At 28.9% G+C, this 398-nt stretch carries 1 protein-coding gene; it reads right to left on the bottom strand.

Features of this window, described 5'->3' with window-relative positions:
- The coding region (locus U881_RS0101025) for a DUF735 family protein (protein WP_024652977.1) at positions 1-335 on the bottom strand (335 nt) is incomplete at its 3' end.
- Between the last annotated feature and the right edge of the window lie 63 nt (positions 336-398).

Genomic DNA, 398 nt, shown 5'->3' with positions numbered 1-398 from the left:
GGAGCAGAAGTTTTAGGTTCGATATCAACGTTGAGAAAAGCTTTAAATAATTTTTTGAACGATTCATGTGTGCCGATATATCGTAAAGCAAAAAGGACACTATCAATGTTCTGTGCCAGAGTATCTAGAGTTTGGTTTTTTGAATATATTATTTGAAGTATTTCGGATAACCAGAATGCAATAAAACGTGAATTTAAATATTTTTTTGCAGTAATATCAGTGAAATTTTGAGTCAGTGTTTTAATTTCATTAATTATTTTGTCTATAAAGTTAATTTCAGATTCAATTATTTTTTCTACTTGAGTGCCTTGAAGAAAAGAAGGTATTTTTAACATGAGTGTGTCCTTTTATGATGAAATATCAATAATAAGCCTCTCAGCAGTAAACTCAAGATCTAA

The organism is Borrelia persica No12 (assembly GCF_000500045.1).
Taxonomy (GTDB): Bacteria; Spirochaetota; Spirochaetia; order Borreliales; family Borreliaceae; genus Borrelia; species Borrelia persica.
The sequence above is the reverse complement of the archived record's forward strand: the minus strand, read 5'-3'. Positions and strand labels throughout refer to the sequence as shown.